The 23,785-nt window shown below is 32.9% G+C and carries 19 protein-coding genes and 1 tRNA gene; 9 read left to right on the top strand and 11 right to left on the bottom strand.

Annotation, left to right across the window (positions count from 1 at the left end; translation table 11 throughout):
* Window position 1: 1 nt before the first annotated feature.
* From mtaB to ACZ430_RS00455, 6 genes are all read left to right on the top strand, one after another.
* A complete protein-coding gene (gene mtaB / locus ACZ430_RS00480; RefSeq protein ID WP_297210159.1) occupies window positions 2-1,231 on the top strand; it encodes a tRNA (N(6)-L-threonylcarbamoyladenosine(37)-C(2))-methylthiotransferase MtaB in 1,230 nt (409 codons plus the stop codon).
* 232 nt (window positions 1,232-1,463) lie between these two features.
* Window positions 1,464-3,176: a proline--tRNA ligase gene (locus ACZ430_RS00475; protein ID WP_339943273.1), complete on the top strand. Its 1,713-nt coding sequence runs from the start codon at window positions 1,464-1,466 to the stop codon at window positions 3,174-3,176.
* Window positions 3,163-4,089: a Ppx/GppA phosphatase family protein gene (locus tag ACZ430_RS00470; protein ID WP_297211773.1), complete on the top strand. Its 927-nt coding sequence runs from the start codon at window positions 3,163-3,165 to the stop codon at window positions 4,087-4,089. The genes ACZ430_RS00475 and ACZ430_RS00470 overlap by 14 nt, the downstream gene beginning before the upstream one ends.
* Window positions 4,090-4,094: 5 nt before the next feature.
* Window positions 4,095-4,841 (top strand): thiamine pyrophosphate-dependent enzyme, encoded by a 747-nt coding sequence (locus ACZ430_RS00465; RefSeq protein WP_297211774.1) that lies wholly within the window; start codon window positions 4,095-4,097, stop codon window positions 4,839-4,841.
* Window positions 4,826-5,365, top strand: a complete 540-nt coding sequence (locus tag ACZ430_RS00460; protein ID WP_297211776.1) for a 2-oxoacid:acceptor oxidoreductase family protein — start codon at window positions 4,826-4,828, stop codon at window positions 5,363-5,365. The genes ACZ430_RS00465 and ACZ430_RS00460 overlap by 16 nt, the downstream gene beginning before the upstream one ends.
* Entirely contained in the window at window positions 5,355-5,813 is a 459-nt protein-coding gene (locus tag ACZ430_RS00455; protein ID WP_297211779.1) for an N-acetyltransferase, read from the top strand. The genes ACZ430_RS00460 and ACZ430_RS00455 overlap by 11 nt, the downstream gene beginning before the upstream one ends.
* Here the strand turns inward: ACZ430_RS00455 and ACZ430_RS00450 are convergent.
* Genes ACZ430_RS00450 through ACZ430_RS00440 form a run of 3 tightly spaced genes read right to left on the bottom strand, consistent with a single transcriptional unit; the run spans window position 5,803 to window position 12,791 of the window.
* Complete coding sequence (locus ACZ430_RS00450) at window positions 5,803-6,288, bottom strand: hypothetical protein (RefSeq protein WP_297211782.1); 486 nt, start codon at window positions 6,286-6,288, stop codon at window positions 5,803-5,805. The genes ACZ430_RS00455 and ACZ430_RS00450 overlap by 11 nt on opposite strands.
* Window positions 6,254-8,896, bottom strand: coding sequence for an outer membrane protein assembly factor BamA (gene bamA / locus ACZ430_RS00445; protein ID WP_297211786.1), 2,643 nt, complete (start codon window positions 8,894-8,896; stop codon window positions 6,254-6,256). Before bamA ends, ACZ430_RS00450 begins: the two co-directional genes overlap by 35 nt.
* Window positions 8,865-12,791: a translocation/assembly module TamB domain-containing protein gene (locus ACZ430_RS00440; RefSeq protein WP_464910602.1), complete on the bottom strand. Its 3,927-nt coding sequence runs from the start codon at window positions 12,789-12,791 to the stop codon at window positions 8,865-8,867. The genes bamA and ACZ430_RS00440 overlap by 32 nt, the downstream gene beginning before the upstream one ends.
* 60 nt (window positions 12,792-12,851) lie before the next feature.
* Between ACZ430_RS00440 and ACZ430_RS00435 the strand changes: the two genes are divergently transcribed.
* The 3 genes from ACZ430_RS00435 to ACZ430_RS00425 are packed head-to-tail and all read left to right on the top strand — an operon-like array spanning window position 12,852 to window position 17,315.
* A complete protein-coding gene (locus ACZ430_RS00435; RefSeq protein WP_464910601.1) occupies window positions 12,852-13,868 on the top strand; it encodes a DUF3108 domain-containing protein in 1,017 nt (338 codons plus the stop codon).
* Window position 13,869: 1 nt separating this feature from the next.
* Window positions 13,870-16,371 (top strand): excinuclease ABC subunit UvrA, encoded by a 2,502-nt coding sequence (gene uvrA, locus ACZ430_RS00430; RefSeq protein WP_297211794.1) that lies wholly within the window; start codon window positions 13,870-13,872, stop codon window positions 16,369-16,371.
* A complete protein-coding gene (locus ACZ430_RS00425) occupies window positions 16,368-17,315 on the top strand; it encodes an RluA family pseudouridine synthase (RefSeq protein WP_339943291.1) in 948 nt (315 codons plus the stop codon). The genes uvrA and ACZ430_RS00425 overlap by 4 nt, the downstream gene beginning before the upstream one ends.
* Before the next feature lie 45 nt (window positions 17,316-17,360).
* Here the strand turns inward: ACZ430_RS00425 and ACZ430_RS00420 are convergent, their stop codons facing one another.
* The 8 genes from ACZ430_RS00420 to dnaG all read right to left on the bottom strand — a co-directional run bounded on the left by ACZ430_RS00420 (window position 17,361) and on the right by dnaG (window position 23,781).
* Complete coding sequence (locus tag ACZ430_RS00420; RefSeq protein WP_297211799.1) at window positions 17,361-18,149, bottom strand: inositol monophosphatase family protein; 789 nt, start codon at window positions 18,147-18,149, stop codon at window positions 17,361-17,363.
* The gene (locus tag ACZ430_RS00415) at window positions 18,146-18,673 is read right to left on the bottom strand and encodes a nitroreductase family protein (protein ID WP_464910600.1); all 528 of its coding nucleotides are present in this window, start codon (window positions 18,671-18,673) and stop codon (window positions 18,146-18,148) included. The genes ACZ430_RS00420 and ACZ430_RS00415 overlap by 4 nt, the downstream gene beginning before the upstream one ends.
* Window positions 18,642-19,430, bottom strand: a complete 789-nt coding sequence (locus ACZ430_RS00410; RefSeq protein WP_297211805.1) for a PP-loop family protein — start codon at window positions 19,428-19,430, stop codon at window positions 18,642-18,644. The genes ACZ430_RS00415 and ACZ430_RS00410 overlap by 32 nt, the downstream gene beginning before the upstream one ends.
* A 131-nt stretch (window positions 19,431-19,561) precedes the next feature.
* Window positions 19,562-19,954 (bottom strand): ribonuclease HI family protein, encoded by a 393-nt coding sequence (locus tag ACZ430_RS00405; RefSeq protein ID WP_297211807.1) that lies wholly within the window; start codon window positions 19,952-19,954, stop codon window positions 19,562-19,564.
* Window positions 19,951-20,688, bottom strand: a complete 738-nt coding sequence (locus tag ACZ430_RS00400; protein WP_297211810.1) for a zinc ribbon domain-containing protein — start codon at window positions 20,686-20,688, stop codon at window positions 19,951-19,953. The genes ACZ430_RS00405 and ACZ430_RS00400 overlap by 4 nt, the downstream gene beginning before the upstream one ends.
* 24 nt (window positions 20,689-20,712) lie before the next feature.
* A tRNA-Ile gene (locus ACZ430_RS00395) sits at window positions 20,713-20,786 on the bottom strand.
* A 47-nt stretch (window positions 20,787-20,833) separates the two neighbouring features.
* Complete coding sequence (locus ACZ430_RS00390) at window positions 20,834-22,114, bottom strand: sigma-70 family RNA polymerase sigma factor (protein ID WP_464910599.1); 1,281 nt, start codon at window positions 22,112-22,114, stop codon at window positions 20,834-20,836.
* A complete protein-coding gene (dnaG, locus tag ACZ430_RS00385; RefSeq protein WP_297211818.1) occupies window positions 22,111-23,781 on the bottom strand; it encodes a DNA primase in 1,671 nt (556 codons plus the stop codon). The genes ACZ430_RS00390 and dnaG overlap by 4 nt, the downstream gene beginning before the upstream one ends.
* Between the last annotated feature and the right edge of the window lie 4 nt (window positions 23,782-23,785).

Raw genomic sequence — 23,785 nt, 5'->3', positions numbered from 1 at the left:
AATGAAAGTAGCATTGATTGTTTTTGGATGCAGAGTAAATCAAGCAGAGTTTCAAAAGCTTGAAAAATCACTCAAGATTAAAGGATATGAAATTACAGATGATTTAAAAAAGGCAGATTGTTGGATTATAAATACATGCGCTGTAACTAATAAAGCAGAAATCCAGTCGAGACAAATAATTAACAGGGCATTAAAGGAAGGCAAAAAATGTTTTGCCACTGGATGTTATATTAATCTGAGATTTCCAAAAGAAACAGAAAATTTAAAAATAATCTCTAATCAAAACAAAGACAGTATAATTAATTACTTTAACACAATAACTTCAAGTATTACTTCAAAAAAAATTAACCGGCATAGAGCTGTTGTAAAAATACAAGATGGATGTAACAACTACTGCAGTTATTGTGTTGTTCCTTATTTACGAGGTAAGCCAATTAGCTATAAAGTGTCAGAAATTATCGAAGAAATAAAAGATTATGAATCTTCCGGAATTAAGGAAATCATATTGAGCGGAATTAATATAGGACTTTTCGGCTTTAATGAAAAAGAAAAGACAAATCTGAATTTTCTTCTCAAAAATATACTTAAAAAAACTTCTATACCTAAAATTAGATTAAGCTCCATTGAGATAAATCATGTCGATGAAGAGCTTTTAGAAATTATGGGAGATTCAAGGATATGTAAACATCTTCATATACCTTTACAACACGGAAGTGACAGAATTCTGAAATTGATGAATAGAAAGTATGACATAGCACAGTACTTGAAAATAATTGAAAAAATACTTCTCATGTATCCTAATATAGCCATAGGAACAGACCTAATTGTTGGCTTTCCCTCCGAAACCGAAGATGACTTTAAAGCAACACTTAAAATAGCAGAAAAAGTCAACTTTTCATACCTTCATGTTTTTAATTATTCAAAGAGACCATTTACTGTAGCCGCTAAAATGCCTAACCACTTACCAGAACAACTAAAAAAAGAAAGAACAAGCGTTTTGGTCGATATAGCTAAAGCTAAAAAAAGAAAATATATTGAAAAATTTATAAATTCTCAACTTGAAATAATAGTTGAAAATAGAAAAAATCATTTATTTACAGGAACATCGGATAATTACATTAAATGTATGATTGAAGATAAAGATGGAATATCTTCTGGAGAATTAGTAATTGGAAAGGTTAAATCAATTGATAACGATATGGCGTTTGTAAGTTGCGCGATAAAAAGATAAAATTCTGATAACCCTTAAAAATTTTAATTGCCCACTTAATATACAATCCAAAAATTTCCCATATAAGTAACGGGATTTATCTTTCTTTTAACTAAAATTTTCACAGATTTTAAACATTTTTTAGTCTTAAATTTTTGTCTGATAATGTATATTATGTTAAATTTTAAAATTTCTATCTGGTAAAGGCGATATGATATACTTTAATTTAATATCAAAATTTTGGAGGTTGAAGATGCGATATTCTAACCTATTCATTCCTACAATGAGAGAAACTCCATCGGGTATCAATGCAATATCTCATATCTTAATGTTAAAAGCGGGCTATGTAAGACAACTGGCTGCAGGTCTTTTTATATTTTTACCTCTTGGATGGAGAGTTTTAAATAAAATAAACGTCATTCTTAAAGAAGAAATGGAAAGAATTGGAGCTCAAGAGATATCAATGCCAATCCTCCATCCTGCAGAAATATGGCAGCAAACAGGAAGATGGTATTCTATAAAAGAAGAAATGTTCCGTTTAAAAGACAGAACCGGCAGGGATATGTGTCTTGGTATGACGCATGAAGAAATTATGACGTGGATAGCTGCTAAAGAAATTAAATCATACCGACAACTGCCACAAATATGGTATCAAATTCAAACAAAACTCAGAGATGAGGCAAGACCTCGAGGCGGAGTTCTTAGAACAAGAGAATTCATTATGAAAGATAGCTATAGTTTTGATGCTGACAATGAAGGTCTTGACAGAAGTTACCAAATGCATGCCGAAGCCTATCATAGAATATTCTCAAGGTGTGGTCTTAGATATTATCAAGTTGAATCAGATCCAGGAATAATGGGTGATATGGAATCTCACGAATTCATGGCTCCTACTCCAGCGGGTGAAGATGAGATAGTGCTATGTGACCAATGTGGATATGCTGCTAACATTGAAGTAGCAAAAAGCAATCCCCCTATTCCTCCCAAAATAGACATGGAATTCTCCGAAGTTTATACGCCTAATAAAAAATCTGTCAAAGAAGTTTCTGAATTTTTAGGACTGGATGAGAGGTATTTTATTAAAAGTCTTCTCGTAATTACTGAAAAAGAGCCGGTTCTTGTCTTAATTAGAGGAGACCATGAAATAAATGAGAAAAAGCTTGCAAGAATAATTGGAGAATTTAGCTTTGCCTCACCAGAAGAAGCCCATAAAATCTTAGGAATAGAAATAGGGTTTATCGGACCTTTGAACCACAAAATAAGACTAATTGCCGACAAATCAATTAGTAAGGACATCCTCTATGTATCTGGAGCAAATAAAAAGGACTATCACATTAAAGGAATTACTCCCGAAAAAGATTTCCGTCCTGAATGGCACGATATTAGAAAGGTTTCTGAAATTGATAGATGCATAAAATGTAATGCTCCTATTCGAATTGAAAAAGCCATTGAAGTAGGAAATATTTTTAAACTTGGCACTAAATATTCCCTACCCTTAAATGCTATCTATCTCGATAAAGATGGTAAAGAAAAGCCTATAATAATGGGAAGCTATGGAATAGGACCTGCAAGAGTCGCTGCGGCAGCTATTGAACAGAATAATGACCAAGATGGAATAATATGGCCTAAAAGCATTGCCCCATTTGATATTGAGATAATTCCACTAAACATGGGTGATTCAAAAACAACAAAAATAGCTGAAGAGCTCTACGAAAAAGTCTCAGAAATATATAATAGTTTTGCAGACAGGCACATGGAAGTACTTATTGATGATAGAGACGAACGTCCCGGAGTAAAATTCAAAGATGCCGATTTAATAGGCATACCAATTCAGGTTATAATCGGAGAAAAAGGATTGAAAGAGGGAAAAATTGAAATAAAAAAGCGAAGGACAAAAGAAAGTAAAAAAGTTACCATAAATAAAGCCGTTGTTGAAATTGTAAACTCCTATTATGAAACCTACTGAAATCATTGCTGTAATTGATGTTGGAAGTAATACTATCCGAATTTTAATAGGAAAATTAAAAAAAGACAAAATAATTAAAATTTACCATGACCGCGCAGTAACGCAGCTCGGTAAAAATATTAACACAACAAAAAGACTTAATAATAATTCCATAGAAAAATCAATAAAAATCATCAAGAAGTTTAAAGCTATAGCTGAAGAATTTAACTCAACAGAAATAATAGCCATAGGAACAAGCGCACTAAGAGAGTCCTTGGACGGACAAGATTTTTGCAATAAAGTAAGAGAAGAATCAGGATTAAGTTTAAAAATAATCACTGGCAACCAAGAAGCCTATTATATGTTAGAAGGTATAGTTGCAGGGCTTAAGGTACAAAAAAAGGAGTTATTTGCTATTGATATAGGTGGTGGTAGTACCGAGTGGATTTATTTAGATGGACAAGAGATTTTAAAGGGCAGTATACCTTCGGGAGCATTGAGAGATTATAAAATATTTTTTAAATCAGACCCTCCCCTTCAATTTGAAATTGAAAACTTCTATCAAGACTTAAGAAAAAAAATTGAAAAGAACATTCCTCTTTTAAGAATTAACAAAATTTACGTAACCGGTGGAACAGCCACAACTATTGCTATGATAGAAAAAAAATTAGATTTTTATAATTCCGAGGACGTTCATTTAACAAAAATATCTATAAAAAACTTAAAGTCTATTTTTAGTAAAATCTCAAAACTTCCTGTGAATTCAAGAAAAAATATTGCTGGTTTAACTCAAGATAGAGCTGGTATTATTATTCCAGGAATAATAATAATGGACTCTATATGTGAATATGTAAAAGCGAAGGAAATAATTGTAAGTGACTATGGCCTAATGGAAGGAATAATGAAAAATTATAAGGATTTCTGCTATAATTAATCTTTATGAAAAAAGTTTTTGAAAGACCATCATCTCTAAAGAAAGTGCCTTTCAGGTATTGTCCTGGATGCGGACACAGTATTGCTCACAGACTTATTGCAGAAGTAATTGACCAGTTAAATCTCAGAGAAAGAATAATTGCCATAGCGCCTGTTGGATGTGCTGTCTTTGCCTATGATTATTTTGATTTTGACATACTTGAAATTCCTCATGGCAGACCACCTGCTGCAGCAACAGGTATTAAGAGAGTTTGTTCAGATAAGGTCGTATTTACCTATCAAGGAGATGGTGATTTAGCAGCAATAGGAACAGCGGAAATAATACACGCTGCAAACAGAGGTGAAAATATATGTGTATTTTTTATAAATAATGTAAACTACGGAATGACTGGTGGACAAATGGCTCCAACCACGCTTCCGGGACAAAAAACAACAACAACCCCCACTGGAAGAGACCCTAATCAAGCAGGGTATCCTATTCATGTTTCAGAACTTCTTGCAACGCTCCAGGGTAGTTCTTTTGTTGCGAGAGGCTCATTGGATTCATACAAAAATATAGTTCTAACTAAAAAATATATAGAAAAAGCCTTTAAATATCAAATTGAAGGAAAGGGTTTCAGTTTTGTAGAAATGCTCTCACCCTGCCCTACTGACTGGGGAATGACTCCTGAGCAATCATTAAAGTGGCTAAGAGAAAATATGCTAAAAGAATTCAAAATAGGAGTTATAAAGGACAAATGGAACAACGCATAATAATTGCCGGTTCCGGAGGTCAGGGAATACTATTTTTAGGTAAAGTAATAGCCTATGCAGCTATGAAGGAAGGAAAAGAGGTAACATGGTTTCCCTCCTATGGAGCAGAAATGAGAGGGGGAACAGCAAACTGTATGGTTATAGTTGCCGATGAACTTATCGGATGTCCAATAATAAAAAATGCCGATTTTCTTATTGCATTAAATGAAGCTTCGTATAAAAAGTTTTTCAATAGAGTGAAGGAAAATGGTCATGTCATCTATGATTCGTCTATTATACAAAATTCAAATTCTTCGGAGCGTAAAAAAATTCATTCGGTCGAGGCCTCCCAAGAGGCGTCTCTCATAGCAAATCCTAAGCTTGCCAATATGATATTACTTGGAGCTTTTCTTAAAGTATCTGGCTTGATTAATATTGACAATGTAGTAAAGGCACTTGAGGAAATTATCCCTCCAAAGAGAAGAGAACTGCTCGATATCAACAAAAAGCTTGTTTTGAGAGGTTTTTCAATTATTGAAAATTAGAAAAGCCAAAATAAGCGATATAAAAACAATACACAAACTCATTAATGAATTTGCAAGAAAGGGAGAGATGCTTCCCCGCTCGTTAAATGAGCTTTATGAGAATTTAAGAGATTTCTATGTAGCAGAGGACAAAGGAGAAATTTTAGGGGTATGTGCTCTTCACATTCTATGGGAAGACCTGGCAGAAGTTCGTTCTTTAGTCGTTAGAAGGGAACATCAAAAAAAAGGCTTAGGTCGTCTACTTGTAAAAAAATGTCTATCGGAGACAAAAAAACTTGGTATAAAGAGAGTTTTTGTATTGACATATATACCTGAATTTTTTAAAAAAATTGGCTTTAAAGAAATCGATAAATCAAAGCTTCCTCAAAAGATTTGGGGAGACTGTATAAGATGTCCTAAATTTCCAGAATGTGATGAAAGTGCTTTAATTTATAATATCAAGGCATAAAAATTACTTTTATATCCTCATCTTTTTTTATTTCTTCAATATGTTCCTTGAGTCTTTTATTTAACTCTCTCTCAAATAAATATTTTTCAATCTCACTTCTAACAGCAGCATATGGTCTGTCATTCATTTTTTCCCTGTTTTCATCATAAAACTGTCTCACTTGATTTTCTGGTATGATAATGGAAGATTTTATTTTCAAATCAATATAGCTGTTGATAATATCTTCGTCTCTGCCTTCCATGAACAACTCTCGTGCTTTTTTAAGTAAAATAGTTTTATTTATTAAAATGTTAATAACTTCTTCACTTTTTATGTCAGGCATTTTTTCTCTAAGTTTACTCAGTTCTTCTTTGAAATCATCAAGGGTTATAGCAATGTTGCCCACATATGCCACAACTCTGTTGATAGTCTCAGAATTTGCATGTTCAATCAAACAAATATTAAAAAGCATGACCAATACTAAAATGAATCTCACCTCTTGATTCTCCTTTTTCTCTGTTTAATTTATATCCATAGTCTATTCTAAATGGACCAACAGGTGTTTTATATCTTAGCCCTAAACCAGTTGTGTATTTAAGATTTGTTATACTCATATTATCAATTTTTTGCCAGAGATTTCCGAAGTCAAGAAAATTTATCAGATAAAAGTTCTTTCCTAAAGAAGTTCTTAATTCTAAATTACCCATTAGAAAAGCATTTCCTCCAGTAGGCTCATTGTCTTTCTTTGGTCCGAGAGTGTTTTGAGCATAACCTCTTACAGTGTCCCTTCCTCCTAAAAAATATCTTTCAGAAATGGGCAGTTCTTTACTGTTGCCGTAAAGCCATGCAAAACCTGCTCTCAAGGAAGTTGCTAAAACCAATCCTTTTTTAAGTTCCGTGTATCGATTTATATAAAAGGAGGTTTTTGAGAAGTTAATTTCAGAACCTAAAGCCTCGCTGCTTATCTTCGAAGTTACACCAGCCAACCATCCTCTTGTGGGGTCAAATACGTTGTCCCTTGTATCATATATCAATGAAGCCTTGATACCGCTAATAAATATTTCGCCTATATCTTTATCTGAGAGAATTACCTCGGGTCTAACGTCCCATATTTTAGAATAAGTTGCTTCATAAAGCAACTCTCCCTTGAAATAATCAAAAAATTTTTTCTCAAAGCCACCCGATAAACCGTATTTTCTAATTCTATAGATGATATATTTAGTATCAATATTTTTCATATCTGTTCTCTCGAAAAGTAATGACGATTTAAAAATGAGGTCACTCCATAACCAAGGGTCAATATAGGTAATGTAACTTCTTTTCTCAATACTGCTTATTTCAAGGCGTGAAAATAACTGTTTGTTAACTCCAAACAGATTAATATACGACAGTTCAACAAATCCCTTTGCCCTCTCATACTCACCATATCCTAATCCAAACTCAAAAATTCCTGCAGGTAATTCTTCTACATTGTATATTAAATCAATTGTATCGTCATATTTTTCATAGTTTATGTCAACTCTTGAAAAAAGTCCTGTTTTATATAAATTTTGTCTATCCTTATCTATATACTCTGGATTAAAAGTCACATTTTCTTTATGTGTTAGTCTATCATAAATAAAATTTGTCTTAGTTTTCTTATTACCAAGAATAATTGACCGGCCAAAATACTTTTTATTACCTGGATGCACAGTTATTTTTATTAATATCCCCTCGTTAGTCTTCTCAGTTACTCCCTCTACTAATGTTTCTTGATAGCCCTTTTTTATATAGACTTCCCTTATCCGTCTCTTAATTTCAATGAAAACGGAGTTACTGAAAGGGAAATTTATAAAACTTGCCACTGCATCAATAGCTTCCTTTTTAAGGAAATTCTCTTTGACTTCTATATTAATCGATATTATCTTGAGAAGCTTTCCTTCTTCTATATTGAAGCTAATTTCTATTTTATTTTCTCTATCTTTTATATCTGGCTGAGAGACCTTTGCTTCATAATAACCTTTTGTTCTGAGAAAATCCTCTATTCTTAGTCTGTCATTTTCAAGTTCTTCTGGATTAAAATCAATACCCTCCCTGTTGATTAGAATTTTTTTTAGTTCCTCTGGAGGAGTTTTAAAGTTTCCCATGAATAATATCTTATCAACAATTCTCTTTTCTCCCTCATTTATAATATAAGTAATGTTCCACTCATTGCCTTTCTTTTCCATTAAGGGAGATATCTTTACATCAATAAATCCTTTTGTTCTATAAAAAGTTATCAGATTATTAACGCTGTCTTTAATAATATCTTCACTCACCTTATCTTTGAAATGAGCCATTATCAAATCCTTTAATTCTTTAGAGGTAAGAGAATCTGCTCCCTTTATTTCTATCTCTAACTTTACTCCTTCATCAATAAAAATTTTTAATTCTCCTTTTTCAAAGGAGTATTTGATACTCGAACCTTTAAACCCTTTTTTTTCTAGATACTCCATTGATTTTTTGATAAATTCTTCAATCATTACTTTATCAAAAGGGTCGTTTTGATTTATAGAAAGAAGGTTTTTAATATTTTCATTAAGACTACCCTGCCAGATTATATTTTTTACCCTCAACGGATTGCCTTCTTCAACTAATATTCTCATTGAAACATCCTGTCCTTCCTGTGATACTACATAGGAAATTTTATTTTCCGGAAAGCCTCTTTTATTCATTTCATTTTGAATATTGGCGATTGCTCTTTGAAGTTTTACTTTACTGAAAAAGTCACCTGTTTTTAAATTTAAAGAATTTATATAGAATTTTTCACTAAAATATTCGTTACCCTCTATGTTTATCCTTTTTATTTTTAACTTTTCTTTGACTTCTATTTTTAAAACTCCATTGTCATAGTTAACGACAATATCATCAAATATACCCTTCAAAAAAAGCCTTTTAATTCCTCTATTTATCTCTTCTTTATTTAAAACTTTACCCTCTTCTACTCCGAGAAGATATATGAACTCCTTGTTAGAGATAGAATTTAATCCTTCAATTTCAATTTTTTTTACAATTTCATCTGCAAAGGCATTATTAAAGAGTAAAATTAGGATACTAACGAAACTCAAAGCGAAACTTAATAGCACCCGAGATACCTCCTGTCTCGTCTTTTGTTCCAACCAAATAAACACCCCTCTTAACAAGGTATTCAACTTTTATTGTCTGTTCAGCTGTTGCGCCGGTAGCTGTAGAATAGGTGACAGTCATTTTTCCATCGAGAAGCTTCTTTCCCACGGTTATGCGAGGATTGATTGCCCCTGTTTTTTTGGACAAATACGGTTCTACGGTCATCACATCAAGGCCTGTAATACCTCGAATTCTTTCCTGAAAAACCTCTTCCATCTGTCCTGTTATAAATGAGGCTGCTTCTGATGCACCTGGCATTCCTCCAGACGAAACTCCATTTTGTCCAAGCACCAGCAGATTAAGTAGCTCTTGTTCAGCAAGGGGAGGATTAGAACTTAACATAAGATTAAACTGGTCAATATAACCATTAATATTTAAGTTTACGTTATATTGATTAATCGCTGTTCGAGCAGAAATATTAATATATGGCTTAACTGGATTAGACTCTGTGAACTGTATGAGCAATCGGGATAGCTCAAATTTATTGCCTCTAAAATAAATCCACCCATCCTTAGCATTTATCCATCCGATTAGTAAGGGTTCAACAACTGTTCCCTTAATTACAATATCGCTATCTAAATTAACAGTAGCAAGGTTATTATTGACAAAAAATTTATCTGTAATTACTCTCAGGTTGAATTTTAAATTACTTAAAACTCCATCCCTCTGGGTAACATTAGGAGATGAAGATGACCTTAATGCAAATTTTGTCCAGTCTAATCTATCACTGTATATTCCTTTACTTACCCTCACGCTTCCAGAAAATAAAGGATTTGCATAATCTCCAGTAAGATAAACCTGACCATCTAAGTATGCCCATGCTTTAGGCGTAAAAATCCATCTAACATCTGAGAAATTTCCTGACAACCATATTTGTTTCAAGGCAAAATTCTCAAGATAAACACTCCCCTCAAGATTGAATTTACCTTGCGAAAAATTACCCGATGCTTTCTCAATAAATGCTCTGTTCTCATTAAATGAAATAACAGCATTTATGTTGTTAAAAGTTGGTATATCCTTTCTTATGGTGATTGCGGAGTCATTTACATCAAGTTCTCCTATTATTTCTGGATTGTTTCTCTGACCATATATGTATATGAGCGTAGATGCTCGTCCCTTAATATCATCTGCCTTGAAAAAAGCTTTTAAAGGTCTCAAATCAGTATTCCCATCTATTAAAACATCATAATAGTCAACTATTTTACCCTTAATTGTAAGTTCTGTAGACTGACCTATAAGCTTTATAGGTTCAAACTGGATATTGCCTTTATTTATTGAGGCTTTAATCGGTTCTTTATTGTTAAGTCCTATTCCATACATTCTCATAAAAAGTTTAGGAAGGTTAATTAGGGCATCTATATTTTCTCCCTCTATTTTTGCTTCAAATTTTCCATCAATCAGAACTACAAGGTCTTCGGGAAGGCTGTTGCTTAATAAACTCAAAACTGGGTCTACTCGGGCAAAACTGAATTTAGCATCTATATGCCATTTACTCTCTTGAGGTATTCCTTCAGCCTTAAGAGTAATTCCCTTAAGTAGATTTGTATTGATGGAGATATTACCAGCGGTATATTTTACAAAAGCACTTCCATTGATATACTTGGCATTTTTTGTTTTCAATGAAAGTTCTGAACTCGCATTAATTTCTGGTTTATCTAAAGAACCTTCTATTTTAAAATTGAGCTTATTAAGAATAAGCTTTTCCAAATACTTAACTCCAAATAATCTCGTAAATTTTCCTGAAAATTTAGTTATATCAAACTCTTGAGAATGGCCTTTAATAGCAAATTTTCCATCAAAATTTATAAATCCTTCTGCATGGAGCAAATGGTCTTCAACATAGAAATCAGCCTTTTTTATTAAAAAAGAGTTCTCTAATAAGGTAGCTTTAATCATTGCTTTATCTGCTATTTTCCTGCTATCTAATAATAAATTTGTTGTTGAGGCATCAAAATAAACTTTGCCATTGTCTTTTATATTCCCAGCAATACTTATATTAGTTGATATCAATTCATTCAAACCTGTGACAGGCAATTTTTTAATTTCAATATTATTCATAGTGAAGCTCAAATCGTATAAGGGGTTTTTAAATTCAAATAGTCTCTTAGCCTCAGGAAATATTATATCTCCAGAAATAGAGAAATCCTTCCCATTAATTTTAGTATTTAATCTTGCCTTTGAATAGGAAATTACTCCCTTCGCATTATTAAATTCCAATATTTGAGATTTTAGTTTATCACTAATTTCTTCTAACCTCACTAACAGCCTGTTTAAGATAAAGCCTATCCTTAACTCAGGATTATCAGTATTCCCAACAATACTTCCATTAATATGTGCATTTCCGTATAGTCCCTTTTGATAGGGCATTATGAGTTCATTTATGTCGGTGGTGTTAGATTTAAAATTAAAATTTATATAGTTCCTGATTGAGTCAAAATAACCAACTGCTCGTGTGATTGTTTTATCCATTTCAATCTCAAGAGAATTAAATCTATAAATGTTATCGGTAGCCTTGAAATCTCCCCTTATTGTTCTAATCTTGCCTCTTAAATCCTGAATTTTATCTGACTTTTTTATATAGACAAAAGAACCCTCGGGAGAAAAGACTCTTCCCTCTGACCTCAACCAGCCATCTACCTTGCCCTCTGGTATTTCTGGATTCCAGTTAATCAGCTCAAAAATACCGCTGCTTGACACAGAGTTAACTCTTAGAAATACATAATGGTTGAAAACTTTTGGAAGTGTTATCCATACGTCTGCTGTAGCCTTCCCACCATAAAGATTTAGCTTTCCTTCAGTGAAATAAAGAATACCCTTTTTGTATAGTGCCTTTGTCTGAACTTTCTCTACTTTTACGCCTAAGATATTCCCATTTTTTAGATAAACCTCTCCTGTAACATTAAAATCTAAAGGACTTCCTTCAAGTTTTGCTTTATATATTTGTGCATAACCTTCTAATCTTTCTGATACTTTTAAAATTTTCATTATTTCTTCAAGCATGAAATATCCATCAAAATTAATGAGGAGATAAAGTCTTTCCATCAAATTTTTTCCATCAATCAATTTTATTTTTCCATTTAGATTCAATTCACCAAAGTCAGAACCATGTATTTGAAATACTCTCAGCAAAGATTTGACAAATATTTTACCACCAATGACAAATTCACCCATGAATTTAGGATAATTAAATCTTCCTTCCGATTTAACAAGAGAGTCTAAATCAAAAATCTTCAACTCCTGCAGAATTATATCTTTTTCTTGAATCCTTAGAGATGCCTTTAAATTAAATTCAATTGGAGGAGAAGTCAATGACATTATTTTAAGATTGGTGAGAAACGAGAGCTCGGGTTCTTTTTTAATAAACAGCCTACTGTTTAATTCGGAAATTTTTATTGTCTTATCATTATTAAAAATAAATACACCAGAAGAGTTTTTAAGCTCTAAAGCTTTAAAGGTTAAAAGAATTGGCATATCAGTAGTTTCTTTGATATATTTACTTATACTTTCTATTAATAAATTGAATTTATTATATTCAAAGGAAAATTCGCTATCATAAACTACAGTCCTCAATATTTCAATCTCGCCATTAAAAATTTTTTCAAACCCTGGGTAAAGTTTGACTCTTTTAACTTTCAAAACTTCGTCTTTTCCATAAGCTATTTTGATATCTTTTATCTCAAAATAGAGAGGAATTAAATTTAAGTATATCGATTCAACTGATACATCGGCACTGGTAATTTTTCTTAACTCATTGGAAATAGGAGTTTTTAATAAAGAATTCAGATTTATCTTTCCGAAGATAAAGAAGAGCATGAAAACTGATAAAATTAACACTAATAAGACTTTTTTCTTCAAAATCAATCCTCCAGTGTAATCTTTTCATTCTATATATGTTTCATACTACAGGTCAACTAAGTGTTATACTATCTTATGAAAGTAAAGACAAAATGGATTATATTCGCCTTAATTGCCTCTATAGCCATTCATATAAGCATATTTGCTATTGTAGGAAAAATTCATCTAAACCTGCCTGAGATTGATTTTATTGAAACCTTTTTCTTTGAAAATAAACAGAAAACCAATGCTAATCCATCTAATTCAAAACCTACAAAGGAAGAAAAAATCTCTGAAAAGGCTGAAAACTCTGAAAATAAAACAGATACTTATACCGCTACTTCACACAGTGATGAAAATCCTCTTGCCGAATCTGATACACAGGTGGCCTCATCAGCAGCACCAACAATAGCTTCAAAGCCTCAGTCCATAAACCCGCTTTCAAAATTTATAAATGAGTATATGAAATTTGATATATACTGGATGGGTATTTATGTTGGTTCTGCAGTAATGTCTGTGAAAGGTAATGAAAATGATACAGTTATAACTTCAGAAGTAAGGTCTGCAGGGTTTATATCCAATTTTTATTATGTAAATGACCGGGCACAGAGCAAAATAGAGAGTGGGAAGCCTAAACATTTCACTTTAATTCAGGTTGAAGGAAAACACAGGGGAAATAAAGAAACACTATTTGATTATGAAAAAGGCGAAATAGTCTTTATCAATCATCTAAAGAATAATACAACCTTTCACACTAACATAGATAAAGTCTTTTGGGATGTCCTTTCGGGTTTCTTTTATCTAAGGAGTTTGCCTATTGATTTAAAAACCAATCCCTCTGTTGATATATTCGACAGCAATAAATTTGTAAAGGTAAATATCCAGATATTAAGAGAAGAAAAAATTGAGAGATATGACAAAAAGGAGGTGGATGCTCTGGTAGTAAAACCCCAACTTGATACAGAAGGACTATTTAAGAGAAAAGGAGATATATTAATATGGCTTAGCAGAGATGAAAATAAAATTCCTTTAAAAGTTGAAACAAAAGTGCCTGTAGGAACAGTAGTAGCAGAATTAAAAGAATACAAAAAAGAGTAATATGCAAAACACTATAATTATTAAAGGTGCAAGGCAGCATAACCTAAAAAATTTAGATATAACAATACCGAGAAATAAAATAATTGTAGTAACAGGTCCTTCAGGTTCAGGTAAGTCTTCTTTAGCTATTGATACAATATTTGCAGAAGCTCACAGAAGATATCTCCATAGCCTACCAGTTGAGGCACGAACCATATTCGACCAGCTACAAAAACCAGACATAGACTTCATAGAAGGACTCTCTCCTGCAATCTCCATTGACCAGAAAACTATCTCAAAAAGTCCCCGCTCTACAGTTGGAACAATTACAGAGGTATACGACTACTTGAGACTTTTGTATGCAAAGATTGGTATACCTTATTGTCCCTCTTGCGGCAAGAGATTGTCTTCTCAGGACATATCAAAGATTACAGAATCAATAATGCATTTAAAAGAAGGAACTAAAATCCAAATTCTTGCTCCCGTAGTAATTGAAAAGAAAGGTGAACACAAGGCAGAACTTGAAAAGGCAAGAAATGAAGGTTTCATAAGAGCAAGGATTGATGGCAGTATCATTGAGTTAACTCAGGATATTAAATTAAGTAAAAACATTAGACATACAATTGAACTCGTAGTTGATAGAATTATAGTCAAAGAAAAGTATACAAAGCACGTAAGAAGAGCTATAGAGCTTGCGATGAAGTATTCCGATACTGTAGTGGTAAATCTTGTTGATGAGGGAAAAGATATAATTTTCAGCAGTAAGCTTGCATGCTCAAATTGTGGAATAAGCTTACCTGAAATTGAACCAAAAATATTTTCATTCAACAGCAAATACGGTGCTTGTCCAGCATGTAGAGGGCTTGGATATGACAATATCGTAGAAGATGAAGAAATTGATACTTTCAACCTTACACCTTGTAAAAAATGCTATGGAGCACGGTTGAGAGAAGAGGCTCTTGCAGTCAAAATAAATGGCAAAAACATATACGAATTGTCATTGCTTTCACTGGACGAACTGGCTATATTTTTGTCAAAACTTGAATTTAAACCTCACGATAAAATAATAGCAGATAGAATTCTTAAAGAAATTTTTATAAAGTTAGATTTTCTAAGGAAAATTGGTCTTGGTTATATTAGTCTAAATAGGCCTGCCTTTAGTCTCTCAGGAGGAGAGGCTCAAAGAGTGAGACTTGCCACCCAGCTTGGTTCAAACCTTAGCGGAGTTTTGTATATTCTCGATGAACCAAGCATAGGTTTGCATCCAAAAGATAGCTACAAACTAATTGAAAGTCTGAAGGAGTTGAAAGAAAGGGGGAATACTCTTCTTGTGGTAGAGCACGATGAAAACACCATTCTCCATGGAGATTTAATCTTGGAACTTGGTCCTGGTGGGGGTAAGGATGGAGGCTACATCACCAGTTTTTCCACACCAGAAGAATTACTGAAAAATAAACACTCCATTACTGCTTCATATCTAAGAGAAAAACGATTTGCTTATAAAGACATAATCCGTAGAAAGCCAGAAAAATATCTAATAATAAAAAGAGCCGAAGCGTTCAATTTAAAAAGCATAACTGTAAAAATTCCTCTTAAAGTATTTGTATGTATTACAGGAGTGGCTGGCTCGGGTAAAAGCACTTTGGTATATGAAATTCTCTATAAAGCTTTGGCTAATAAGTTATACAACGCCAATTTAATACCAGGTAAACACGAAAAAATTGAAGGAATTGAATACATAGATAAGGTTGTGTTGGTAGACCAGTCACCAATTGGTAGAACTTCTCGCTCTACTCCTGCTACCTATACTCAAATAATGACCGATATAAGAGAACTTTTCTCTATGCTACCAGAGTCTAAAATTCGTGGATATACAAAATCACATTTCAGCTTTAATTTACCAGGAGGAAGATGCGAAGCCTGTCAGGGTGATGGACTAAAAAAGATAAAAATGAATCTCCTTCCAGATGTATATGTCCTTTGTGATTCCTGCAAAGGCAAGAGATATAAAGAAGAGATATTAAATATAAAATACAAAAATAAAAATATCAGTGAAATCCTTGAAATGACTGTTTCTGAAGCAAGAGAGTTTTTTGCAAATATACCTAAATTAACTCATAAACTCAAAATAATGGAAGAAATAGGCCTTGGCTACATATCAATTGGCCAACCTGCCAATACTCTCTCTGGTGGAGAAGCTCAGAGAATTAAACTCTCAAGAGAATTGAGCAAAAAGGCTACTGGAAATACCCTATATATCCTTGATGAGCCAACAACAGGTCTTCATATGGTAGACATAGACAGACTTTTAAAAATTCTCCAAAGATTAGTTGATATGGGAAATACTGTTATAGTTATTGAACATGACCTTGATATTATAAAATGGGCAGATTACATAATTGACCTCGGGCCTGAGGGTGGTGAAAAAGGTGGACAAGTAGTAGCTACTGGAACTCCAGAAGAGATAGCTATGAATCCAGATTCCTATACGGGAAAATTTTTAAAAAGTAAACTATGTTTATGAACCATTCATTTATCGCTGAACTCTCCGATAAGGATTTAAGGCTTGATACTTTCGTTGCTGAAAAGCTTAAGATTACGAGGTCAAAATCTCAGGAACTTATTGAAAGAAAGCAGGTTAAAGTAAATAATCAGTATAAACCCAAAAGTTACAGATTAAAATATAATGATTTAGTTGAAGTTGTATACTCAGTTGCTGAGGAAAAAGATAATTTAGAATTAATACCGCAAAATATTCCCTTAGAAATTTTGTATAAGGATGACTTTATTGTAGGTCTTTCAAAGCCTCCTGGCATTGTTGTATATCCATCAGTGGGTCATAGAGACGGAACAGTAATGAATGCCCTTGCCTTTCATATGAAAAAACTGGCTAACGTTGGTGGTCCTCTCAGACCCGGTGTTGTCCATAGATTAGACAAGGATACCTCTGGAGTACTTATTGTTGCAACTGATGATGTTGCCTATTATAAATTAGTAGAACTCTTTAAAAAAAGGGAGATTAAAAAGGAATATATTGCAATAGTGTACGGAGAACTCAAAGGTAAAGGGCAAATAAAATCTTCAATTGGAAGGTCAGAAAGTGATAGAAAAAAAATGTCCGTCAGGTCAAGAAAAGGTAAGGAAGCGATTACAGAATGGGAATCTATTAAAAATTTTAAAAATTATACTCTTGTTAGAATTAAACTTATCACCGGTAGAACCCATCAGATAAGAGTTCATTTCTCCTCCATAGGACATCCCATATTAGGTGATAAGACATACGGCAAAAAAACTTATCTTGAAATCGATAAAATAAAAGTTCCTGTTCACCGGCAGATGCTTCATGCCTTCAAGATAGAGTTCAAACATCCAATTAATGGAGAGGTTATAAGTTTACAATCTCCCTTACCGCAGGATATGAAATCAGTGATTGATATTTTAGAACAAAATTATCATTCTAAAATCTAAAATTCTGAAAAAAATTTTTTACACCGAAAAAAAAATTTTGAATTATCAGTCAACTAACACTTCCCTTATTTTTTCAACAAGAAAAGAATGAACATAAGGATTGCCAGCTATTATATTTCCGGTTTTTAAATAGTTCTGTCCTCGTTCAAAATCAGACACAACTCCTCCTGCTTCTTTTATAATGACTGTCCCTGCTGCTATGTCCCATGGACTGAGAGCAAACTCAAAAAAGCCATCTACTCTTCCACAGGCAACATAACAAAGGTCAAGAGCAGCTGCACCAGGTCTACGGAGGTCGCTTACGGAGTAAAGAAGTTCTCTGAATATTTTCATGTAATCATCGATGTAATGTTTATTTCTAAAAGGAAATCCTGTAGCAATAAGTGCCAATGAAGGGTCTTTTATAGTTGAGACTTCTATTTTTTCATCATTTAAAAAAGCACCAGAGCCTTTTTCAGCATAAAAAATCTCATCTCTTAGAGGGTCATAAACTACGCCTACTACAACCTCTTCCTTAAACATTAAAGCGATTGAGATTGCAACTACTGGAAAGCCATGAATAAAGTTGGTAGTTCCATCAAGGGGATCAATTATCCACATATATTCAGCTTTTTTTATTTTGTTCGATGATTCTTCGGCCATAAATTGATGTTCTGGAAAGTGTGTTTTTATTTTTTCGATTATCGCTCTTTCAGCCTGAAGGTCAAATTTAGTTACATAGTCGGATATGCTTTTCTGTGTTATATCCTCTTTAGTTATCGTTCCAATATTCTCTTTAATTATCTTTCCTGCAAGTTTTGCCGCTTCAATCGCTACATTAATGGTCGATTTCATTCGATAAACTCCACAGCTTCATCTTTACTTACTCTGGAAGGAGGTAGAGGTATGTTAGCTGGATAACCTACAGGTAATATTACAACAGGTCTGAAATTTTGTGACAAACCAATAATTTTAGCAACCTCTTCTTCTCTGAAAGCACCAATCCATACTGAACCAAGTCCGTTTTCATGAGCAACAAGCATCACATTTGTAATACTGCATGCCACATCTTGAATAGCATATAGATTTACTCCCCTCTCACCGTATCTTGGATATATTCTGGCTTTATCAACGCATCCCACAATTACAAGAGGAGCTTCGGATATGAAGTTTTGTGATAGAGCTGCCTGAGCAATCTTTATTTTCATCTCCTTATTTTTTATAAAATAAAACTTTCGTGCCTGAAGATTGCCTGCTGAAGGTGCCCATATTATCGAGTCTATAAGCTTGTTTATTATTTCTTCTGGAATATCCTTTTTTAGGAATGTTCTTATGCTTCTTCTCTCTTTAACAGCTTTTAAGACCTCGTCCATCTTCATATTGTATCAACTTTTCCTTTAATCTGCAAACACTGCACAAATCAGAAGTCGTTGGATAGCCACAACTCTGGCAAGTTTTGAGTTCTATGTATTTTTCATACGAAGCATAAAATTGTCTGCTTCTCTTCAACCATCCTTTATAAAATCCTGCTATTGACCCAGGGAAAATATCATTGAAGCCTTTAACTGTAGTTTTAAAAATGTCATAAATTTCGGGCTTGTTTGGACAGGGTTCATCAACGTATTCGATATTCATAACTTTACAAAAAGCAAGAGTTTCCTCTTCAGAAATTAGACATAGCGGCTTTACCTTTCGGCTTAGACCTTCCCTTTCCTGAAGAACAGGATTGACCCTTGCTAAAAGTTCATCATTCCAAAAAAGAATATTCTTCAATATAAAAGAGACTTCATCATTTAATGTATGACCTGTTACAATTACTTCCTCTTGTGCTTCTTTGTTGATAAAATATCTTCTCATCATTCCGCAAACAGAACAAACTGGCTTCCCTGAAATCTTAGATAAATCTTCAAGAGAAGCTTTAATTTGCTCGTATAACTCTATTGTTTTTAGGGGAATATTTTCTTTATTACAAAAATTTTCAACAATACTTTGAGATTTTTGTGATACTTCTGATATATTTACGTTCATATGAAATGCTCTCATTTTATAACCTAATTCCTTTAGGGCTTTTGCAAGGCTCATGCTGTCTTTCCCACCAGAGATTGCTACTATCAAATTAGAGTCTTGATTGAACATTTTAAACTTTTCTATTGTATTTTGAACTCGTTTTATAAAAAATTGAGGAAAACAGTCGAAGCAAAGCTTAATATTGTAATGTTTAATAGATAAGCCCTCTTTTATAATACCGCATATCTTGCATCTTACTTTCATACTTTGTGCGATGCTAATTTGGCAAGCTTGTCTGCCTCAGAGTTATTCTCTCTTGGAATGTGAAAAATCTCATAATTTTTAAATTCTGATAGAAGTTTTATTGCTTGATTATAAAACGGAAGTAAATTTTTATTTTTAATTCTGTAGACTCCCTTTAGTTGTAACACAATAAGTTCACTGTCTAAAAAAATTTCAATACTACTTATACCAACTCTTAAAGCCTCCTGAAGTCCCCTTATTAGAGCAGTATATTCAGCTACATTATTGGTTGCTTTTCCAATATACTCTGAAACTTCTACTCTTTCATTGTCATAAATCAGAAGACAACCAACCCCCGCCTCTCCAGGATTTCCTCGAGAAGCTCCATCACAGTAAAGTTTTCCCTTCATTCAGATACAGCCTTTTCTTCTTTATTTTCCTCTTTTTTGTAAAAAAGAATTCTTCCGCATTGAGGACAATGGTAAATTGATTGATTTAGTTTGATTTCCACATATAATTGTGGTGGTATATGAAGAAAACAACCTTGACATACAGAATTTTTAACCTCTGAAACGGCAATTCCTTTGTGTTTTTTCATTAATTCTTTATACTCATCGTAAATTTCCTTAGGTAATTTATCTATAAACCCTCTTCTCTCATCGATTAAAGTATCTATGCTTTGGTTAACTCTCTTTATTTCTTCCTCCACTTGTATCTTTTCTAATTCGAGTTCTTTTTTCTTTAAATCGGCATTTTTCTTCGAATCTTCAAGATTTCTCTTTGTTTCATCCAGTTCATACATTATTAATAAAAGATTTTCTTCTTCCTTTTTTAAAGCTTCCTCAAACGACTCAATTTCTTTAAGAAGGGCTTGATACTCTTTGTTGGTTTTTATTTGAGAGGTTTTTTCTTTTAACTTCTTAATCTTATCGTTTATTTCATCTATATCTCTTTCTTTATCTTTTTTTTGTTTCTCTAAGGTAGAAAGCTTCTTTCTTTCATTTTCAAATTGTTTATCTATCTCTTCTGCTAATTGGTCTAATTTTTTTATTTTTAAAGGTAAAGATTCAGTTTTTTGTTTTAAATTAATTATTTGCGAATCAATTTCCTGTAGTTGAATAAGAATATTTAGAACATCAATCACTATTAAAATTTCTCCTTTATGAGATGGGCCCACCAGGATTCGAACCTGGGACCAACCGGTTATGAGCCGGTAGCTCTGGCCAGCTGAGCTATGGGCCCTAAATGAGCAGTGTATTGAATACTATAACCTTATAAAGGCTTATTAGTCAAGATTCTTTTATGAAATCCCTAAGCCAATTAAGCCTTGAAAGCCTCTTAAGTTTTCTCATTGCCCTCAATTCAATTTGCCTTATTCTCTCTCTTGAGACAGAGTAAATCTTACTTACTTCATCAAGACTTCTTGGTTTGCCATCCTTTAGACCGTATCTTTGGATTATTATTTCTCGTTCTTTTTCGGTTAGAACATCAAACATCCTGTCTATTATTGACTCTAAGTCATGATGAAGAGTCTCTTTATATGGATTTGGCGAATTTATATCCTCTAAGAATTCTTTTAATAAAGAATCATCATCTCTTACGGACATATCAATTGATATTGGCTCTTTACAAAGAACAAAAAATTCATTGATTTTCTCTAAGGGAATATTTAGACTGGTTGATACATTTTGTAAATCAATCTCTCCTTCGGGAGTCATGCTTAATTCTCTGCAAAGTTTGTTTATTTTGCATACACTATCCATTACATGTACAGGGATTCTTATTGTTTTTGAGTAGTCTGAAATGGCTCTTGTAATTGACTGTCTTATCCACCAAGTAGAATATGTGCTAAATTTAAAGCCCTTTTTGTATTCAAATTTATCAACGGCTTTCATTAATCCAATGTTGCCTTCTTGAATTAGGTCTTCAAGATTAAGTCCTTTTCCGAGATATCTCTTTGCAATGCTTACAACCAGTTTTAGATTAGCCTCAATCAACTTATTCTTAGCCTCTGTATACTCATTGAACAGATTTTTGATATCCATGAATAATTCGTTGAACTCGTAGTTTGAAAGTCCTGTTATGGCCTCCATATTTGAGCCCCTTTGAATTTCCCTGCTAAATCTATCGAGTTCATCGACAAACATTGTTACAAGTTCATCTTTTAAAGGTATATCGAAAATTTTTTTTAATAAATCTCGAGGAGTTTTCTTTCTTCTCATTATTTTTTTGACATCTTCCGAAAGTTTGACAAATTTTTCCCTTATCTGTTCGATACTGCTTTCATCCTCGAGTATTTCTTGTGCTTTTCTTGGATTATTCGAAAAAACCTTACTTAGTTCATATATCTTTCTTTGAACAAAAGGTATATTGAGAAGTTTCCGAATTAATTCATTTTTTTTAAGGTCTATTGTTTTTGCGAGTTCTTCTTCCTCTTTCTTTGATAAAACCGGGAAAGAGCCAATACATTTAAAATAAAGCCTTACAGAATCCTTATCATTGAGTAAATTTTCTCCATCAATCTCATTTTCTCCGGCAGATAAATCTGAAAATTCGTCTCTTTCTTTCATTTTAGAGCCTGTATTTTTATTTTTTCTTTTATTAGCTCATTGAGCTTGTTTTCATCTCCTGTCTTAGAAACTTCCCTGATTTTTTTGTTAATTGACTTTATAGCTATCCTCTTTATGCAGTCATTAACATATTGAGACAGGAGATTTTCTTCAATTTCAAAGGACATTATAAGCTTTGAAATAAAAGCCTTTTCGTCCTCATCAATCATATTGAAAAATTTGTGAAAAGAATACTCTTTCGCATCATACAACTTATTGATTTTCATAATTAAATTTTTTACCATAGAATTTTCGAAATCACTAAAGCTTATATAACTGAACACCAAATTTATTTTCTCTGGAAATGAAATCAGTAGCCTAATTAAAATCTCCTCTTCACTTAAAATCGAGATATTCTTTGCTTCATAATCTTCTTTGTTACTATCAATAGATATAATCTTTTTAAGTTCATCTCTCAAAGTAACTTCACTTAACTCTGTCTTTTCTGAAAAATCCTTTAAAAGTTCATCTCTGTATATGGTGTCTTTAAGATTGGCTATTGCCTTTAAAAAATCGTGAGTTTTTTCGGTGAGAGTCTTCTTTTTCTTGATTTTAAGAAAAAAATCTACAGGAGTAAGTGGTTTAGCAAGATAGCTTTTAAATGAACTTGCACCCTCTTTTTGAAGAATACTGGCAGGGTCTTCATTTTCCTTAAGAATAACTATCTTTGCAATAAATCCCATTTGAAAGGCCGGTATTAGACTTCTTTCAACGGCAGTTATTCCAGCATCGTCACCATCAAAAACAAAAAGTATCTTATTTGTAATTCTCTTGATTTTTTTCAATTGCTCTAAAGTTAGAGCTGTTCCTAAAGGTGCTACAACGTTATTAAAACCAGATTGGTGGCATAATATTACATCCATATATCCTTCCACTATGATAACATAACCCTTTTCTTTAATGTGCCTTTTAGCATACCACAAGCCAAAGAGATTTTCTCCTTTTTTAAAAATCGGCGTATCTGGCGAATTTATATACTTGGGCAATTCACTTTTTGAATCTAACAGTCTTCCTCCAAAGCCAATTACCCTTCCTGCTAAGTCATGAATAGGGAAGATAATTCTTTCCCTAAAAAAATCGGCATTACTACCTGTTAAACCTGATTTTTTCATTGCATTTTCATCAAAATTTTTTGTTCTCAACAAATCAAATAGACCAGTTTTTTCAGCGGTTGCATATCCTATCTGAAATTTTTCGATAGTTCTATTGTCAATACCTCTACTCTTCAGATATTTCATTGCTCTGTCAGATTTTTTTAAATTTTCTACATAAAAATCTGTAGCTTGTTTGTAAATTTCATATAACCTTCCTTTTATTGTGGAAGAAAGCTTCTCTTTAGTTATCTCAACTTCAATACCCGCCCTATCAGCTAAAATAGATAAAGCCTCTTGGAAACTGATATTCTCGTGTTCCATTAAAAAAGTAACTATATCGCCACCTTTTCCACAGCCAAAACAATGGAAAATTTTTTTCGAGGGACTTACAAAAAAAGACGGTGTTTTTTCGGAATGAAAAGGGCAGAGACCTCTATAATTTTGCCCTGTTTTTTTTAGATTAACGTATTCAGAAACAAAATCAACAATATCTATTCTCTCTTTAATTTCCTCTAAGACTTTCTGATAATCCATTACA

It is taken from the genome of Thermodesulfovibrio sp. TK500a, from assembly GCF_055381765.1.
Note: the sequence above shows the minus strand (reverse complement) of the source record. Positions and strands in the feature narration are given on the sequence as shown.

What these genes read in the sequence shown, in the direction of transcription:
- mtaB (WP_297210159.1), top strand. Translation starts at nt 2, where the DNA reads ATGAAAGTAGCATTGATTGTTTTTGGATGCAGAGTAAATCAAGCAGAG.
- ACZ430_RS00475 (WP_339943273.1), top strand. Translation starts at nt 1,464, where the DNA reads ATGCGATATTCTAACCTATTCATTCCTACAATGAGAGAAACTCCATCG.
- ACZ430_RS00470 (WP_297211773.1), top strand. Translation starts at nt 3,163, where the DNA reads ATGAAACCTACTGAAATCATTGCTGTAATTGATGTTGGAAGTAATACT.
- ACZ430_RS00465 (WP_297211774.1), top strand. Translation starts at nt 4,095, where the DNA reads ATGAAAAAAGTTTTTGAAAGACCATCATCTCTAAAGAAAGTGCCTTTC.
- ACZ430_RS00460 (WP_297211776.1), top strand. Translation starts at nt 4,826, where the DNA reads ATGGAACAACGCATAATAATTGCCGGTTCCGGAGGTCAGGGAATACTA.
- uvrA (WP_297211794.1), top strand. Translation starts at nt 13,870, where the DNA reads ATGCAAAACACTATAATTATTAAAGGTGCAAGGCAGCATAACCTAAAA.
- ACZ430_RS00425 (WP_339943291.1), top strand. Translation starts at nt 16,368, where the DNA reads ATGAACCATTCATTTATCGCTGAACTCTCCGATAAGGATTTAAGGCTT.
- ACZ430_RS00420 (WP_297211799.1), bottom strand. Translation starts at nt 18,149, where the DNA reads ATGAAATCGACCATTAATGTAGCGATTGAAGCGGCAAAACTTGCAGGA.
- ACZ430_RS00415 (WP_464910600.1), bottom strand. Translation starts at nt 18,673, where the DNA reads ATGAAGATGGACGAGGTCTTAAAAGCTGTTAAAGAGAGAAGAAGCATA.
- ACZ430_RS00410 (WP_297211805.1), bottom strand. Translation starts at nt 19,430, where the DNA reads ATGTTCAATCAAGACTCTAATTTGATAGTAGCAATCTCTGGTGGGAAA.
- ACZ430_RS00405 (WP_297211807.1), bottom strand. Translation starts at nt 19,954, where the DNA reads ATGAAGGGAAAACTTTACTGTGATGGAGCTTCTCGAGGAAATCCTGGA.
- ACZ430_RS00390 (WP_464910599.1), bottom strand. Translation starts at nt 22,114, where the DNA reads ATGAAAGAAAGAGACGAATTTTCAGATTTATCTGCCGGAGAAAATGAG.
- dnaG (WP_297211818.1), bottom strand. Translation starts at nt 23,781, where the DNA reads ATGGATTATCAGAAAGTCTTAGAGGAAATTAAAGAGAGAATAGATATT.